This window comes from Mesorhizobium sp. M7A.F.Ca.CA.004.12.1.1, from assembly GCF_003997835.1.
Lineage (GTDB): Bacteria > Pseudomonadota > Alphaproteobacteria > Rhizobiales > Rhizobiaceae > Mesorhizobium.
This window is the reverse complement of record NZ_RZRK01001529.1, coordinates 1-423: the sequence shown is the minus strand read 5'-3', so window position 1 is coordinate 423 and position 423 is coordinate 1. Positions and strand designations below refer to the sequence as shown.

The following is a 423-nucleotide window of genomic DNA, read 5'->3' as shown; positions in this document are numbered from 1 at the left end:
TCGTCAGTCTCGGCGTCGATGCTGGTGACGGCGGTGATGGCGCTTCCGGCGGCACCGCATCGGCAAGCAACGCCGGCAAGGTGGAAACATCGGGATTGGCCTCTTATGGCATGCTGGTGCGGTCGGCAGGTGGTGTGGGTGGCAATGGCGCCGATGGCGTCGGGGTCGTCAGCGGCGGCGGCAATGGCGGCGGCGCCACTTTGGGCGGAAATGCCACGGGCAGCAATTCGGGCGGCATCATAACGCATGGTGATTTCGCCAGCGGCATGGCCGTACAGTCGGTCGGCGGCGGCGGTGGTGGCGGCGGCGACGCCTTCGGCCTGTTCGGCGGCGGTGGCACCGGCGGCGCAGGCAATGATGGCGCCAATGCAACCGGTACCAACACCGGCAACATCACCACCAATGGTCGGGGTGCTATTGGCA

Annotated in this window: 1 pseudogene; it reads left to right on the top strand. The window is 67.4% G+C overall.

What is annotated here, in order from left to right:
* Nucleotides 1–423: pseudogene (locus tag EN984_RS38030) on the top strand (hypothetical protein); the annotation flags it as partial.